A 14,704-nucleotide genomic window follows, 5' to 3' on the forward strand; every position below is an offset into this window, starting at 1 on the left:
ATAGACTAATCCAAAGCCAAGCGTGTAAATGCTTGGCTTTTTAGTGGAAGATTCCATGTTATTAATGATCGACAACTACGACTCATTTACCTTTAACTTGGTGCAGTATTTCCAGCGTCTTGACCAGGAAGTCTTGGTTAAGCGCAACGATGAATTGACCCTGGCCGATATTCAAGCGCTTAAACCCGAGCATATAGTACTGTCGCCCGGACCATGCAGTCCCAATGAGGCGGGTATTTCCCTTGATCTGGTGCGCCGTTTTCAGGGCAGTATTCCTATTCTTGGTGTTTGCCTAGGACATCAAACCATAGCCCAGGCCTTAGGCGCTCAAGTGGTGCGTGCCAGAGAGGTTATGCATGGTAAAACTTCTGTGATACGTACTACACAGCAGGGCGTTTTTGCCGGATTAGACGAGCGCATTGAGGTGTGTCGTTATCATTCCTTGGTGGTGGCCCCGGAAACCTTACCAGCCGAGCTGAAAATTACCGCTTGGACCGAGAATGAGCAGGGGGAGATGGATGAAATCATGGGCTTATTGCATACCGATAAGGCCTTAGAAGGGATTCAGTTTCACCCGGAAGCCATTCTTACCCAGCACGGGTTGGACATGCTAAAGCACTTTATCCAGCGAAATTAACGCTCAGAATATAGCAACTCAGCAGGCACACTTGGTTCAAGTCTAAAGGCGTAGATTCCTCGCGCCAATGTGAGTACCAACTTACACCTCTTCATCAAAGAAGACATTGAAGCTTAAGCCTGTGCTTTATGACTCCACCTAGGTAAGCCGTCATAGTTCAGCGGCGTGGCCAAGATTTTGGTGCAGGCCAATGGCTCTTGCCAGAACCATTGGTTGTAGCGGATGAACGGCGGTAATGCTGTGGCTATCTTGGCCTGCAAAATCCTCAACTTACCCCTTTACCTGGTATCGATTTAGGTACTTTCACCCAGCAAACTGATGCAAAATAAGCCGTTGCTGAAAATATTTTGTAAATTTTTTACGTATATTCATTCAAATACTGTTCAGTATGCGCTTTGACGGCGGCAACTCATGCCATATGGCTTCTTTATTAATGGCGCTAAAATAGTTATTCACTCAAGGTGAAAATCTACCCTCAATGCCTGTGTTTACGGGGTCTGCATGAAAGCTTTGCATGAGACTTTACGGGTTTTTTCTGAAATAATGATGTTATTCATGTAGTGCTTTGTCCGTCGCCTTAATGGCGGATTTCATAGCCTTGTTAAGAGTGTTGCACTAGCTTTAAGGTCCCCAGACCTGTACTTGGTACCCACTTTTAACGCCAGACTCAATGAGGAAAGAAAATGACAGTTAATCGCGCTTTATTTGATGAAGTAATGGTTCCTAACTACAACCCATCGGATGTGATCCCGGTACGCGGCGAAGGTGCTCGTGTATGGGACCAGCAAGGCCGTGAGTTTATCGACTTTGCCGGTGGTATTGCGGTTAACTGTTTGGGTCATTGTCATCCAGCGCTAGTTACGGCATTAAAAGAGCAGGGCGAGAAACTTTGGCACCTGTCGAATATTTGGACCAATGAGCCGGCACTGCGTTTAGCCAAAAAAATGACCGACGCGACCTTTGCCGAGCAGGTTTATTTTGCCAACTCGGGTGCGGAAGCTAACGAAGCGGCACTAAAGCTTGCTCGTCGCTGGGCCCTAGATAACTTCGGTGCACAAAAATCAAAAATCATTGCCTTTAACCAAGGCTTCCACGGTCGTACCTTCTTTACCGTAACCGTGGGTGGCCAGGCTGCTTATTCAGACGGTTTCGGTCCTAAGCCGGGTGATATTGTGCATTGTGATTACAACGACCTGGAAGCATTCAAGTCATTGATCGATGACAACACGTGTGCGGTTATGATGGAGCCACTGCAAGGTGAAGGCGGCATCATTGCTCCTGAAGCTGATTTCGTTAAGGGCGTACGTGAGTTGTGCGATAAGCACAATGCACTGCTTATTTTCGATGAAGTACAAACAGGTGTTGGCCGTACCGGTGAGCTTTATGCTTATCAGGGTCTGGGTGTAACTCCAGATATCATGAGCTCGGCTAAAGCCTTGGGCGGCGGTTTCCCTATCGGTGCCATGCTGACCACTACAGAGATTGCCAAGCACCTTAAGCCGGGTACGCACGGTTCAACCTACGGCGGTAACCCGCTGGCGTGTGCGGTAGCCGAAGCGGCTTTCGACACTATCAATGACCCTGCGGTATTAGCAGGCGTAAAAGAAAAAGAAGCGCTATTTAAGCAACTTCTAAATGACATCAATGCTAAGTACGATGTTTTCAGTGATGTGCGTGGTAAAGGCTTGCTTATCGGTGCAGTAGTGAACGATAAGTTCAAGGGTCGTGCCCGTGAATTCCTGGTTGCCAGCATGGAACAAGGTTTGATGTCGCTTGTGGCCGGTGCCGATGTGGTACGTTTTACACCGTCATTGGTGATCAGCGAAGAAGAGATTCGTGAAGGCATGGCACGCTTTGAAAAAGCGGTTGCCAGCCTAGTTTAAGCACTTCACCGCGGCGTTCTGTCTAACTACTAGAACGCCGGTCAATTTGAAGTTTGGCGCTGCATGGCGCGGCGCCAGGCTTGTTATGGTTTAACCTTTAGGGAGTAAGCGGATCTATGATGGTTCTTCGCCCAATCCGACAACAAGATTATCAAGAGCTGCTCGTTATCGCCGAGGAGTCGGGGCATGGTTTTACCTCGCTGCCACTGAATGAAGAGTTGTTGCAGAATAAGATCACCCGTTCTATTGAATCCTTCGCCAAGCCGACAGCAAAAGCCGGTGATGAAGGCTACTTGTTTGTTCTTGAAGATAGCGAAACCGGTGAAATCGCCGGTACCTGTGGCATTGAAGCTGCGGTGGGTTTAGATGATGCATTTTATCACTACCACCTTTCCAAAGTGATCCACTCGTCTCGCACCTTAGGTGTGTACAAGGCGGTTGATATTCTAACCCTGTGTAACGATTACACCGGCGCCACCGAACTTTGTACGCTGTTCCTGAAGGAAAAATATCGGCAAAAATTTAATGGCAAGTTACTGTCTAAATCGCGTTTCTTGTTTATTAACCAGCACCGTGAGCGTTTTGCTGACACAGTGATCGCCGAAATGCGTGGTGTATCCGACGAGCAGGGCAGCAGTCCGTTTTGGCAGTGGCTTGAAGAGCACTTTTTCAGCATGGACTTCCCCACCGCGGATTACCTGACCGGCATAGGCCAGAAGGTCTTTATCGCCGAATTGATGCCGAAATACCCGATTTACGTAAACCTGTTGAGCAAAGAAGCGCAGCAGGTTGTAGGTCAGGTTCATACCAATACGCGTCCAGCCATTGAATTGCTTAAAAGCGAAGGCTTCACCTTTAACGGCTATGTCGATATTTTCGATGCCGGTCCTACGGTGGAAGCCAAGGTCGACAATATCCGCACCGTTATCAACAGTGGCCTGCGCACCGTAGTGATAGGTGAGAGCCAGGGCGACAACGCGGTGATGGTGGCCAATCAGAACATTGAAGATTACCGTGCCCTGGTGGTTGAGGTAGATCTAGATGGTGGCGATGACGCCGAAATTATTTTAACGCAAAGCACCGCCGATGCGCTCAAAGTACAGAGCGGCGACCAGGTGTGCGTGGCAGCATTATAAGGAGTCATATTTATGTCTCACCCAGCACAATTTATTAATGGTCAATGGCTTGCAGGTCAGGGCCATGCAGTTAGCTCGGTAAACCCTGCTAACAACGAACAGCTTTGGCAGGCCAGCAGCGCCACCGCCGAGCAGGTAAATGACGCCGTTGTAGCGGCGCGCAATGCTTTTATCCCTTGGTCGGATAAAACCTTTGCCGAGCGTCTGGCTGTAGTTCAGGCCTTCGCCGAGCAGCTGAAGGCGAACAGCGAAGAAATGGCGGTAATTATCGCCCAGGAAACCGGTAAACCTTTATGGGAAACGCGCACTGAAGCCGCCGCCATGGTGGGCAAGGTAGCGATTTCAGAAAAAGCTTACCAAGAGCGTACCGGCACGGTAGAAAATGCCATGCCAGTGGGTAAAGCCGTTATTCGTCACCGTGCCCACGGTGTAGTAGCTGTGTTTGGTCCTTATAACTTCCCAGGTCACCTGCCTAACGGTCACATAGTACCGGCGCTTTTAGCGGGTAATACCGTGGTGTTTAAACCTTCTGAGCTGACTCCGGCAGTAGCCGAGTTTACTTTGAAACTATGGCAACAAGCGGGTCTGCCTGATGGTGTGCTTAACCTGGTTCAGGGTGAAGTTGAAACCGGTAAGGCTTTGGCCTCACACCCGGGTATCGACGGTCTATTCTTTACCGGTTCATCACGCACAGGTCATATCCTGCATGAGCAGTTTGCCGGTCAGCCGGGTAAAATCCTGGCTTTGGAAATGGGTGGTAACAACCCGCTTATCGTTAAAGATGTCAGCGATATCAAGGCGGCGGTGCACGATATTATTCAGTCGGCCTTTATTTCCAGCGGCCAGCGTTGTACCTGTGCGCGTAAGCTTTTCTTGCCTGAAGGCGAGTTGGGTGATGCTATTTTGGCGCAACTGCTAACGGCCACTAAAAACATCAAGGTTGGCGACTATGATGCCGCCGAGCAGCCGTTTATGGGTTCTATGATCTCCGAAGCGGCAGCCAAGGGCATGGTGGCGGCGCAGCAACAGCTTGTTGAGCTAGGTGCTCAGCCATTGCTGGAACTGACGCACACTGCAGGCACAGGTTTTGTTACTCCGGGTATTATCGAATGTACCTCGGTACAAGACTTCCCGGATGACGAGCACTTTGGCCCGCTACTTAAGGTATTCCGTTACAGCGACTTCGATAGCGCCATCGAGAAAGCCAATGAAACCGCTTATGGTCTGTCTGCCGGCCTACTGGGTGATAACGAAGCGGACTATGAATACTTCCTGCGTCGTATTCGTGCCGGTATCGTCAACTGGAACCGTCCTATCACAGGTGCGTCAAGTGCGGCGCCATTTGGTGGTATTGGCGCCTCTGGTAACCACAGAGCCAGCGCCTACTATGCCGCGGACTATTGCGCTTACCCGGTAGCCTCGGTAGAGCTGGAGCAGCTGACCCTGCCGGACACGCTTAGCCCAGGCTTAAGCCTGGACTGATCAGCTCTTGTGGATAAAAAAGCAGCTTAGGCTGCTTTTTGTCTTTAGGTGACTCGGGAGCTACGCGTTTTTATCGATGAAGTTGCCAGTTTGGTAAAAAACTATTCGATAACGCTATGGCATCAGTGGCTCAATAACCGCTCGTCCTGCGCATGAGCGCAATTATCGCAGCGGGGATAAATGCAGGTTTGCATCATCGGCGTGCTGCTTTACAATCGCTGAGATTTTAATTTAAACAACGAGGTTTACATGCAAGCAAACGTAAAGTGGGTTGAGGGCGACACCTTTATCGGTACTTCACATTCTGGCCATAACGTGGTGTTTGATACTGGCAGTGATCCTAAGGCGCCGTCGCCGATGGAAATGGTGTTAATGTCGGCGGGTGCATGTTCATCGGTGGACGTGGTTAGCATTCTAAAAAAGGCGCGCCAGCAGGTAAGTGGTGTGCAGGTGCAGCTAAGCGGTGAGCGTGCCGAGACAACACCTCGCGTGTTTACAAAGATTAATTTGCACTTTATCGTTACCGGTACCGAGGTGAGCGAGAAGCATGTTGAGCGTGCCGTAGCCCTGTCTGCGGATAAATATTGCTCGGTGGCGATTATGCTGGAAAAGTCGGTGCAAATAACCCATAGTTTTGAAGTACAAGAAATCGTTTAAAAAGTACTTTTTAAGGGAGCCAAATTGGGCTAAAATCCGCCCTCTTTTTTGAGTCCCTGAGTGACTTTTGTGACTAGGTTTGAGGTTGGTTTATAGTGAACAAGCCCTTTGATAAAATTAAGCTTCATGGTTTCAATAACTTAACCAAAAGCTTAAGTTTTAGTATTTACGATATTTGCTATGCGAAAACAGAGCAACAACGTAAAGAATACATTGAATATATTGATGAGCAATACAGTGCTGATCGTCTTACGGACATTCTTGGTGAAGTCGTTGACATTATTGGCGCCAATATCCTTAATGTTGCCCGTCAGGATTATGACCCTCAAGGGGCCAGTGTAACTATTCTGATCTCGGAAGAGCCGGTAGACGAACAGAGCTTTGACAGCGAAGAAACGCCGGGGCCATTACCCGAGTCTGTGGTTGCGCACCTGGATAAAAGCCATATTTGTGTGCACACCTACCCAGAGTCGCACCCGCATGATGGTATTTGTACCTTCCGTGCCGATATCGAAGTATCAACCTGTGGCATTATTTCGCCACTAAAAGCGTTGAACTTCCTGATCCACTCGTTGGAATCGGACGTGGTAACTATTGACTACCGTGTGCGTGGTTTTACCCGTGACGTTAACGGTGTTAAGCATTATATCGACCATGCCATTAATTCGATTCAGAATTACATGACTGATGATACCAAAGAGCTGTATCAGATGATGGACGTGAATGTGTACCAGGAGAACCTGTTCCACACCAAGATGATGCTTAAAGAAACGGATTTGAATACTTACCTGTTCGGTGTAACCACCGATGAGCTTGAAGAAAGCGAGCAGGAAGAAATCCGTGAGCGTTTAAACCGCGAGATCCAAGAGATCTTCTACGGTCGCAACCTACCAGAAGCTTAATCCTTTAAGCTTTATTAGCGCCGGCTAGATGGGTAAATCTGCTGGCGCTAAATGTTCTAAAGCCCGCTTTTTCACTAATAATTCTTTGATCAGCGGCGTTAACAACAACTCCATTGCCAAACCCATTTTACCGCCGGGCACCACAAGTGTGTTCATTCGCGACATAAAGCTGCCATCTATCATCTGCAAAAAGTAGGGGAAGTCGACGCTGTCGATGCCACGAAAACGGATCACCACAAAACTCTCGTCCAGCGATGGAATATCCTTGGCACTAAAAGGATTGGAAGTATCCACAGTGGGCACGCGCTGAAAGTTAATATGAGTGCGCGAGAACTGCGGAGTGATATGGTTTACGTAATCATCCATGCTGCGCAGTATGGAGTCCATCACCGCCTCACGTGAATGGCCACGCTCCGAGGTATCGCGGATCAGTTTTTGTATCCACTCAAGGTTGATAATGGGCACCATGCCAATCAAGAGGTCGACATGCTTGGCCACATCATGCTCTTCATCTACCACGCCGCCGTGTAAGCCCTCGTAGAACATCAGGTCGGTGCCGCTCTCTAAATCCTGCCAAGGTGTGAAGGTGCCCGGTAGTTGATTGTAGGGCACTGCCTCATCAAAGGTATGCAGATAACGACGCACCTTGCCGCTGCCGGTTTCGCCATAGTTGGAAAATAGCTTTTCGAGGGCGGCAAAATCATTGGCTTCACGACCAAAATAACTGATATGTCGGCTCTGTTGCTCTGCTTCACGTATTTTCTTATCCATTTCGGGGCGGGTATAGCGGTGGAAGCTATCGCCTTCGATAAAGGCGGCGTTGACGTCTAGGCTGCGGAAAATATGTTTAATGGCATTGGTGGTGGTGGTAGTACCCGCACCTGAAGAACCGGTAATCGCGACAATAGGGTGTTTGGCCGACATAAGATTAATCGTTTGTTAACTCAAATACCCTTTATAAAGGGGCTTACATGTTAAATCAAGGCGCGGTTTGCCCAAAACGGATTTCACGCTAGTATAGGATGGCAAATTTAAGAGTAAAAACAATAATGAAATTAACGACTTTAAAGGTATTAAGCTTGCTGTGTATCAGCCCGCTGGCCTTGGCTCAGAGCCAAATCCTGCTGTTGCAACACGATGAGCAGGGACAGCCCGAAGTGCTGGCGGTAAGCGAGCGCGGAGCTTACAGCAATCAACCGGCGATAAGTAAAGCTGGCGTCTACTACAGTTATGAAATAGGCACTGATAAGCAGGCACAGAAGGAGATCTTCTTTTACGACTTCGCCACCCAAGACCGTCGCAATATCAGTAATACCCCAGCTTACAGCGAATATTCGCCTACTCTGGTGCCAGGTTTAAATGCCTTGTCGGTCGTAGTGCCAGGTTTAAACGCCTTGTCGGCTGTGGTGGTTGAACCCGATTGGGGGGCAAAAGCTTTGGTCTTACCCCTTGGGTGAGTCGGCGCCAAGTACACGCATCCTGGATAACGGCCTGACCATAGGTTATCACGCTTGGGGAGCACGGCAGGACTTGCTGGTGTTTGCTCTTGGTGAGCCGCACAGCGCCAAATACTTTAATCTGGCCGAGCCGGAAAAAATCCATCATGTGGCCGATAATCCAGGTCGTGGCTTTAGCTATAACCCGGCGCTGGGCGTCTTCACCTTTACCCAGCAGCAGGACTTGCAAAACTGGTTTAGCAGCTTTGCCCCAGACACGAAAACCGTGACCCAGCTGTTTCGTTTGCCACAAGGAGTGCAGGACTATACCTGGGTGACGGATAAGACCATAGCCTATGCCTACGGCGGGCGGGTATATCAAAAGCAGTTACAGAGCGCCAAAGCGGCCACCCTGTGGCATGACTTAAGCGAATACTGTGCAGGAAATATCACCCGACTGAGCTATTTCCCCGAGGGCGATAAGCTGGCTTTTGTCTGTGAGGATAAGGCGCCCTAGTTAGCTGCGGGCGCAGAAGCGCTGCCAATGGCTATGAGCATTCACTATGCGTACCCCGCGAACAATCTTTTGCAGGGTGCGCAGATCGGCAAAATCATCTTCGGGGTAGTCTTTTAACCCCATCAGATAGTAAAAACCGGGTTTGCAGCCAAGCTGCATGGCGCTGATGCGAATGCTTTGCTCAAAGTTAAGGCGCAAACTGCTGAGCGCGGTTTTATGACCTTGTTGATCCACGGTCGGCAGATGGCATTTTTGCATATACCCGGCGCGCTCGCCTTCACCAGAGAACCAAATACGGGCCTTTTCACTGTAACGCCCTGACTTTGATGGTAAGTCGAATAATAAGCGGCTGTGCTGCTGCGTTTTGATGAAATCGACATATTCACTCAGACCACAGGCAAACAAATGCGGGTGGATGGGGATTTTACGGGCCTTGATCTTGCCATGGGTGTGCAGGTGTAGCACGGGGATGGTGCTGGTGATATCGACATCACCCAGTTCTAAGGAAGCGAGTTCATCGCTAAAACCACCGCTGTAATAGGCCAGCAGCGGCAGCCAAAAATGCCAATGCTTGGGCTGCTCGCGCGCTTGTTTGTCATCACCATAAACATACCCGGAAAACAGGGTATGCAACTCCATACTGGTAAATGGCCGCCGGCCTAAATGGGTCTTCACTAGGTACTAATCGGTTAGCGCGCTCACCAAGGACTTGGCCGACAGCTCGGTGCAGACCTGATTATCCCAGTTGATACCCACCATGACATTATCATCGATTAACTGAGGGGCGAAGTCCTCAAGCACTTCCTCGAGGGGCAATGAGAAAGGGCTAAACCCTTGCCAGTCACCTGTGCATTGCGCCTGAGCCAGCTCTTCGCTGTGCCACATAAGCAATACATCCTGGTTGTCGTCATAGGCGGAGCTGACCGAGGCGATACCGCCGTCATCACTGCCGAGCAACCAGATCTCTTTACTTTGTTGCACTTGGTCGCAGAATAATTCCCACTGCGATTCAATTTCAATGTCGTCATGTGCCATCTTAATTATCCCTGTCTTGGATCCGTTGCTTGTGCGTGTGGTGATGTTTTCTGGGCTTGCCAAAAAGCCATGAGTGCCGGGTAAGGCGTTACATCATGCAGCTCTCTAAATTGTAGCCAATCAAGTAGACAAAACAGGCTGGCGCATACGTAGCTATGCTGTATAGCCGCTGCCTGTTGCTCTAGGGCATTAAGGCACAGGGCGATACGCTGTTTTTGCAAGTCGAAAAATAAGTGTTCTTCATTGGTGTCAAAGCCGGAGCGCTGGCTTAACAGCAGCTCTATGGCCGAGTCATTGGCGGCATTGATAACCGTGAGTTGATTGCGCTCATCCCAACTCATGCTGGGCAGTTTAAAGTGCGCACTTAGGTATTCGTACACCACATTGGAGTCGTAAATGACTTGTTCGCCATCGACCAAAAAGGGAATTTTAGCCACTGGACTGTGAGCCAAAAGGAATTTTCTGCCATCGGGCGAAAAAATATCAAGGTGTTGAAAAGAAACCGCTAGATTGTGCTGTTCACACCAGATGCGTAAGCGACGAGCGAAAGGAGACGTGTTGGAGCCATACAGTTGCATTGCCAAACCTGCCGTAAGCGTGAGTCTGTGTTCGAGAGCTCAAACATAACAGGCTTGGCGGTCAATGCAACTGAAATTTAAAGGAATTAATCGCTACGACTGGTAACCTCAAGAAGGTGATAGCCGAACTGGGTTTGCACCGGGCCCTGAACTACATTAAGAGGGGCCGAAAATACCACTTTATCAAATTCTGGCACCATCATACCCGGGCCAAATTCACCGAGGGCACCGCCATCTTGCGAACTTGGACACATGGAATGCAACTTTGCTAATTCTGCAAAATCAGCGCCTTGCTCAATTTGTTCCTTCAGATCAAGACACAGGGCCTCGTTGTCTACCAGTATGTGACGCGCACTTGCCAATGTCATATTTACTCTCCATATCTTCTTTATAATCAATGAGACAAGACTAGCTTGCTAGCCCTGAGTTGGCCACCGTAATTGTGTTAAAGTTTAGTCTTTGTGAGCGAGGGCTTGTTCAATTGCCTTGGTGAGTTCGCTCGACAGCGGCTTGGTACGGCTGTTAAAGCGTTGTACCTGCTGTCTATCCTTGCTCACCAGATATTTGTAAAAGTTCCAATTGGGCGAGCTGGTTTTCTTGTTGAGGTATTGAAATACCGGATGGGCATCTGAGCCACGCACCGACACCGGCGCCATCATGGTAAAGGTCACGCCATAATTGATAAAGCAGACCTTGGCAGTGTCTTTTTCCTCATCTTCTTCTTGGAAAAAATCATCGGAAGGGAAACCCAAAATCACCAGCCCCTGGTCTTTGTATTTTTGATGCAGCTGTTCGAGCTCTTTAAATTGGGGCGTAAAGCCGCAATTACTGGCGGTGTTGACTATCAGCAAGGGCGAGTCTTTAAACTCACACAGGTTGATGCTTTGCTCGGAGCGCAGTTTGCGCACCTGGATATCGGTAAAGTCGCCACATTCCTGGTTGTCACTGGCATAAGCCAGGCTCGTAGCCAATAAGAATAAGCTGGCGAGAAATAATTTAAACATGTTCGTTCTCAAGTTATTGTTAGTTTTAATATATAGGTTAGTATCGGCACATTAGATCACCCAGCTTGTGGCTGAAATATGTTTGTACCTGCACAGATTGAAGACTTACCCAGTATAGTCGCCATTTATAATCAAACCATCCCCAGTCGCATGGTGACCGCCGACACCGAGTTGGTGAGCGTTGAGTCGCGTCGAGAGTGGTTTCTATCCCATAACGATAAACGTCCCATCTATGTCTGCAAAGAAGGTGACAAGGTGGTGGGCTGGTTGAGCTTTAAATCCTTCTATGGTCGTCCTGCCTACGAGCAAACCGTGGAGATCGCAATTTACCTGTGTGAATCGGTGCGCGGTCGCGGTTTAGGCAAACTGAGCCTGGCATTTGCCGAGCAGCAGGCGCATCGTTTGGGGGTGACCAATTTGTTGGCCTTTATATTCAGCCATAACATACCGAGCATGCGTTTGTTTAAACAGGCTGGATTTAGCCAGTGGGGCGAGTTGCCTAAGGTGGCGATTATGGATGGTCAGAGTTACAACCTGACCATCCTGGGGAAGTGTCTAGTCGACTAATTTCGCAAAAGGCGTGCCCATGCGGGTGACGGCTTCAGGCACTTGAGTGCTGATAAAGTCGGCCTGATTAGCACCCCAAGCCATTACTACTGTGGAGCCCAGTTTAAAGCGGCCCATTTCTTCACCTTTTTTCAGGTGCACGGCGCGGTCTCCTGTGCTCGGGTAATCCCAACTGAACACGTCTTTACCTGCTGGTGGTGTTACCGTGCCGGCCCAAATGGTTTCTATGCTGGCGACTATGGTGGCGCCGACCAAGACCATGGCAAGGGGGCCGATCTCGGTGTCGAATATGGCTACCACACGCTCGTTACGGGCGAACAGGTTAGGCACGTTTTGCGCCGTTAACGGGTTAACCGAGAATAAATCGCCCGGCACGTAAATCATGCGTTTTAGCGTACCATCGACAGGCATATGAATACGGTGATAATCCTTGGGCGCCAGGTAGATGGTAGCAAACTTACCGCCTAAAAACGGCTGGGCATCCTCGGCCTTACCGCCAAGCAGGGCTTCAAGGCTGTAGTAGTGGCCCTTGGCCTGCACTAATTGACCATCAAGAATATCACCGAGTTGGCTAATGGCGCCGTCCACCGGGTGGGCGACAATGTTTGCATCTTCAGCCAAGGGGCGAATACCCGGCTTAAGAGGACGGGTGAAGAACTCATTAAAGGTTTGGTAATGCTCGGGAGCTTCATGCAATGCTTCGCTCATATCAATTTTATATTGTTTAATAAACAACTTGATAAGGGCTGTGGTTAGTTTACCCGCTTTGGCAGCAGCCAGTTTACCAACCAAACGGGATACGCCGTGTTTTGGCAATGCATATTGAAAAGCAATTTTTACTTTATCTAAGTTCACTGTTTAATTCTCAAAATATTTTTACGAATGGTAGCTAAATCAAGGAGTAAAAACCATAGCCTAATAAACAGGCAAGGCGTTGGCGGCCGTTTCTTGCCGCCGCGGGTTAGCGCTCGGCTTACACTCTTGGATTACGTGCCCCGGCGCGGCCATCTGCCATGGATTCGATAATCCTGTGGTAGTTCTCAAAACGAAACTCGGCAATATCACCATTTTCCACGGCTTCGCGTAATAAACAGCCCGGATCGTCCAGATGTTTGCAGTCCCTGAACTTACAGCCGCCTAAGAACTGGCGAAACTCTTTAAAACACCAAGCCACACGCTCAGGCTCTAAATGCCATAAACCGAATTCACGAATTCCCGGTGAGTCAATTAGATTACCGCCGCTGGGCAGGTGATGCAGGCGCGAGACAGTGGTGGTATGTTGTCCTAGGCCGCTGTTAGAGGAGACTTCCTGAGTGAGGATCTCGGCATCGGGCAGCAGGGTATTAACTAGGCTTGATTTACCGACGCCACTTTGCCCCACGAAAATACTGTTTTTATCGACCAGCTCGGCTTTAAGGTGCTCTATGCCTTCACCGCTGTGGCTACTGACCAGATGAATGTCGTAGCCCAGCTCATGATATTCGGCGAGTATTTCCATAAACATATCGCGGTCTTCATCCTCAAGCATGTCGACCTTATTTAACAGCAATACAGGGGCTATGCCCATGTCTTCGCAGGCAACGATATAACGGTCGATAATTTGCGTGCTGAACTCGGGCACCACGGCCGATACCATAAGGATCTGGTCGATGTTGGCGGCCACCACCTTAACGCCATCATAAAAGTCCGGGCGGGTAAGCTGAGAGCGGCGCTCTTCAACCAGTTCCACCACGCCGGCAATATCGCCGTCGCTGACGTTGGCGCGGCGAAACAGCACCTCATCGCCACAGACTAGGCTGGTTACTGTGCGGCGAATATTACAGCGAAGTACATCGCCGTCGGGCGTTTCTATGTCGGCATGTTGGCCAAAACGACTGACCACAACCCCGGGCTCCTGAGCGCCGAGGTTATCGCTATCGAATTCGCTTGTTTGGGTGTCGGCTGAGCTTTCTTTAGCGCGTTGTAAGCGCTTTTGATGATTGGCTCGAATGCGTCGAGCCTGGCCTTTGGACAGTTTTTGCTTTTTTGCCACGCGGTCTCTGTACTTAGCTGGGCTAAACCTTTTTAAAAAAGCTTTAGGTCTATGAGTTAAGCTAATATGATATATCTTATTGCGTTAAACCGAAAGTAAAGCAGGGTTAGGTTGATATGGCTGTGAATGATAAGAATTTAGTGTGGTTGGATTTGGAAATGACGGGGTTGGACCCAGAGCAGGATAGGATCCTGGAAATTGCCACCATAATCACCGACAGCGAACTCAATATCCTGGCTCAGGGCCCGGTTATAGCAATAAAGCAAAGTAATGAGTTACTTGATGGCATGGACCAGTGGTGCACCAACCAACATGGCAAGTCGGGTTTAACGGCGCGATGCAAGGCCAGTGAGGTAACTGAGCAAGAGGCCATGGCTGATACCCTGGCATTTTTAGAGCAGTGGGTACCCAAAGGAGCTTCGCCCTTGTGTGGCAATTCCATCGGCCAGGACCGCCGTTTTCTTGTGCGTTATATGCCCGAGCTTGATAATTACTTCCATTACCGCAGCATTGATGTCAGTACCATCAAAGAGTTGGCGCGACGCTGGCAACCGGAAGTACTTGATAAGGTAAAAAAGCAGGGATCGCACCTGGCACTGGACGATATCAAGGACTCGATCATGGAATTGCAGGTTTATCGTACAGAAATCTTCAAAATTTAAAAAAATCCCAAAAAAGGGCTTGCAAAGAAGGGGCAATCTTGTAGAATCCTGCCCCGCTTAAGACGAACATGAATGTGTTAATTTTGAGCTATATATGAAGCGGCACTAGCTCAGCTGGTAGAGCGCAACCTTGCCAAGGTTGAGGTCACGAGTTCGAACCTCGTGTGCCGCTCCAA

The 14,704-nt window shown here is 49.3% G+C and carries 18 protein-coding genes and 1 tRNA gene; 11 read left to right on the plus strand and 8 right to left on the minus strand.

Going from position 1 to position 14,704, the window contains the following annotated elements:
* Nucleotides 1-55 precede the first annotated feature (55 nt).
* From C2M35_RS12995 to speD, 6 genes are all read left to right on the plus strand, one after another.
* Nucleotides 56-637, plus strand: a complete 582-nt coding sequence (locus tag C2M35_RS12995; protein ID WP_105265534.1) for an anthranilate synthase component II — start codon at nt 56-58, stop codon at nt 635-637.
* Nucleotides 638-1,320: 683 nt separating this feature from the next.
* A complete protein-coding gene (locus tag C2M35_RS13000) occupies nt 1,321-2,520 on the plus strand; it encodes an aspartate aminotransferase family protein (protein WP_105265524.1) in 1,200 nt (399 codons plus the stop codon).
* A 116-nt stretch (nt 2,521-2,636) separates the two neighbouring features.
* On the plus strand, nt 2,637-3,656 hold the full coding sequence (astA, locus tag C2M35_RS13005; protein ID WP_105200078.1) for an arginine N-succinyltransferase: 1,020 nt from the start codon (nt 2,637-2,639) through the stop codon (nt 3,654-3,656).
* A gap of 12 nt (nt 3,657-3,668) precedes the next feature.
* Entirely contained in the window at nt 3,669-5,138 is a 1,470-nt protein-coding gene (astD, locus tag C2M35_RS13010; RefSeq protein ID WP_105258140.1) for a succinylglutamate-semialdehyde dehydrogenase, read from the plus strand.
* Nucleotides 5,139-5,387: 249 nt separating this feature from the next.
* Nucleotides 5,388-5,795 (plus strand): OsmC family protein, encoded by a 408-nt coding sequence (locus tag C2M35_RS13015; RefSeq protein WP_105200080.1) that lies wholly within the window; start codon nt 5,388-5,390, stop codon nt 5,793-5,795.
* 95 nt (nt 5,796-5,890) lie between these two features.
* Nucleotides 5,891-6,697: an adenosylmethionine decarboxylase gene (speD, locus tag C2M35_RS13020; protein WP_105200081.1), complete on the plus strand. Its 807-nt coding sequence runs from the start codon at nt 5,891-5,893 to the stop codon at nt 6,695-6,697.
* 24 nt (nt 6,698-6,721) lie between these two features.
* Here speD and C2M35_RS13025 read toward each other — a convergent pair whose 3' ends face one another.
* Nucleotides 6,722-7,621 (minus strand): phosphoribulokinase, encoded by a 900-nt coding sequence (locus tag C2M35_RS13025; RefSeq protein ID WP_105265525.1) that lies wholly within the window; start codon nt 7,619-7,621, stop codon nt 6,722-6,724.
* Between the two features lie 125 nt (nt 7,622-7,746).
* On the opposite strand from C2M35_RS13025, the gene C2M35_RS13030 reads away from it, so the two are divergent.
* Nucleotides 7,747-8,154: a hypothetical protein gene (locus C2M35_RS13030; protein WP_105265526.1), complete on the plus strand. Its 408-nt coding sequence runs from the start codon at nt 7,747-7,749 to the stop codon at nt 8,152-8,154.
* The gene (locus C2M35_RS13035; protein WP_158677982.1) at nt 8,108-8,650 is read left to right on the plus strand and encodes a hypothetical protein; all 543 of its coding nucleotides are present in this window, start codon (nt 8,108-8,110) and stop codon (nt 8,648-8,650) included. The genes C2M35_RS13030 and C2M35_RS13035 overlap by 47 nt, the downstream gene beginning before the upstream one ends.
* Here the strand turns inward: C2M35_RS13035 and C2M35_RS13040 are convergent, their stop codons facing one another.
* The 5 genes from C2M35_RS13040 to C2M35_RS13060 all read right to left on the minus strand — a co-directional run bounded on the left by C2M35_RS13040 (nt 8,651) and on the right by C2M35_RS13060 (nt 11,267).
* Nucleotides 8,651-9,325 carry a hypothetical protein gene (locus tag C2M35_RS13040; RefSeq protein WP_105200084.1) on the minus strand — a complete coding sequence of 225 codons (675 nt, stop codon included), beginning with the start codon at nt 9,323-9,325 and terminating at the stop codon, nt 8,651-8,653.
* 6 nt (nt 9,326-9,331) lie between these two features.
* Entirely contained in the window at nt 9,332-9,685 is a 354-nt protein-coding gene (locus tag C2M35_RS13045) for a DUF2750 domain-containing protein (protein WP_105200085.1), read from the minus strand.
* A 5-nt stretch (nt 9,686-9,690) separates the two neighbouring features.
* Nucleotides 9,691-10,263: a glutathione S-transferase family protein gene (locus tag C2M35_RS13050; protein WP_105265528.1), complete on the minus strand. Its 573-nt coding sequence runs from the start codon at nt 10,261-10,263 to the stop codon at nt 9,691-9,693.
* Nucleotides 10,264-10,349: 86 nt separating this feature from the next.
* Nucleotides 10,350-10,631, minus strand: coding sequence for a peptidylprolyl isomerase (locus C2M35_RS13055; protein ID WP_105200087.1), 282 nt, complete (start codon nt 10,629-10,631; stop codon nt 10,350-10,352).
* An 84-nt stretch (nt 10,632-10,715) separates the two neighbouring features.
* A complete protein-coding gene (locus tag C2M35_RS13060; protein ID WP_105200088.1) occupies nt 10,716-11,267 on the minus strand; it encodes a glutathione peroxidase in 552 nt (183 codons plus the stop codon).
* Between the two features lie 78 nt (nt 11,268-11,345).
* Here C2M35_RS13060 and C2M35_RS13065 point away from each other — a divergent pair, with 78 nt between their 5' ends.
* A complete protein-coding gene (locus C2M35_RS13065) occupies nt 11,346-11,834 on the plus strand; it encodes a GNAT family N-acetyltransferase (RefSeq protein WP_105265529.1) in 489 nt (162 codons plus the stop codon).
* Here C2M35_RS13065 and asd read toward each other — a convergent pair.
* Nucleotides 11,823-12,689 (minus strand): archaetidylserine decarboxylase, encoded by an 867-nt coding sequence (asd, locus tag C2M35_RS13070; protein WP_105200090.1) that lies wholly within the window; start codon nt 12,687-12,689, stop codon nt 11,823-11,825. The two genes, C2M35_RS13065 and asd, sit on opposite strands and share 12 nt — an antisense overlap.
* A 118-nt stretch (nt 12,690-12,807) precedes the next feature.
* Nucleotides 12,808-13,866: a small ribosomal subunit biogenesis GTPase RsgA gene (rsgA, locus tag C2M35_RS13075; protein WP_105200091.1), complete on the minus strand. Its 1,059-nt coding sequence runs from the start codon at nt 13,864-13,866 to the stop codon at nt 12,808-12,810.
* A 116-nt stretch (nt 13,867-13,982) separates the two neighbouring features.
* Between rsgA and orn the strand changes: the two genes are divergently transcribed.
* Both orn and C2M35_RS13085 read left to right on the plus strand, forming a co-directional pair.
* Nucleotides 13,983-14,528, plus strand: coding sequence for an oligoribonuclease (orn, locus tag C2M35_RS13080; protein ID WP_105265530.1), 546 nt, complete (start codon nt 13,983-13,985; stop codon nt 14,526-14,528).
* Nucleotides 14,529-14,627: 99 nt separating this feature from the next.
* A tRNA-Gly gene (locus tag C2M35_RS13085) sits at nt 14,628-14,703 on the plus strand.
* The last annotated feature ends 1 nt before the right edge of the window (nt 14,704 follow it).

It is taken from the genome of Pseudoalteromonas sp. T1lg76, from assembly GCF_002964725.1.
Lineage (GTDB): Bacteria > Pseudomonadota > Gammaproteobacteria > Enterobacterales > Alteromonadaceae > Pseudoalteromonas.

What these genes read in the sequence shown, in the direction of transcription:
- C2M35_RS12995 (WP_105265534.1), top strand. Translation starts at nt 56, where the DNA reads ATGTTATTAATGATCGACAACTACGACTCATTTACCTTTAACTTGGTG.
- C2M35_RS13000 (WP_105265524.1), top strand. Translation starts at nt 1,321, where the DNA reads ATGACAGTTAATCGCGCTTTATTTGATGAAGTAATGGTTCCTAACTAC.
- astA (WP_105200078.1), top strand. Translation starts at nt 2,637, where the DNA reads ATGATGGTTCTTCGCCCAATCCGACAACAAGATTATCAAGAGCTGCTC.
- astD (WP_105258140.1), top strand. Translation starts at nt 3,669, where the DNA reads ATGTCTCACCCAGCACAATTTATTAATGGTCAATGGCTTGCAGGTCAG.
- C2M35_RS13015 (WP_105200080.1), top strand. Translation starts at nt 5,388, where the DNA reads ATGCAAGCAAACGTAAAGTGGGTTGAGGGCGACACCTTTATCGGTACT.
- C2M35_RS13025 (WP_105265525.1), bottom strand. Translation starts at nt 7,621, where the DNA reads ATGTCGGCCAAACACCCTATTGTCGCGATTACCGGTTCTTCAGGTGCG.
- C2M35_RS13030 (WP_105265526.1), top strand. Translation starts at nt 7,747, where the DNA reads ATGAAATTAACGACTTTAAAGGTATTAAGCTTGCTGTGTATCAGCCCG.
- C2M35_RS13045 (WP_105200085.1), bottom strand. Translation starts at nt 9,685, where the DNA reads ATGGCACATGACGACATTGAAATTGAATCGCAGTGGGAATTATTCTGC.
- C2M35_RS13050 (WP_105265528.1), bottom strand. Translation starts at nt 10,263, where the DNA reads ATGCAACTGTATGGCTCCAACACGTCTCCTTTCGCTCGTCGCTTACGC.
- C2M35_RS13055 (WP_105200087.1), bottom strand. Translation starts at nt 10,631, where the DNA reads ATGACATTGGCAAGTGCGCGTCACATACTGGTAGACAACGAGGCCCTG.
- C2M35_RS13060 (WP_105200088.1), bottom strand. Translation starts at nt 11,267, where the DNA reads ATGTTTAAATTATTTCTCGCCAGCTTATTCTTATTGGCTACGAGCCTG.
- C2M35_RS13065 (WP_105265529.1), top strand. Translation starts at nt 11,346, where the DNA reads ATGTTTGTACCTGCACAGATTGAAGACTTACCCAGTATAGTCGCCATT.
- orn (WP_105265530.1), top strand. Translation starts at nt 13,983, where the DNA reads ATGGCTGTGAATGATAAGAATTTAGTGTGGTTGGATTTGGAAATGACG.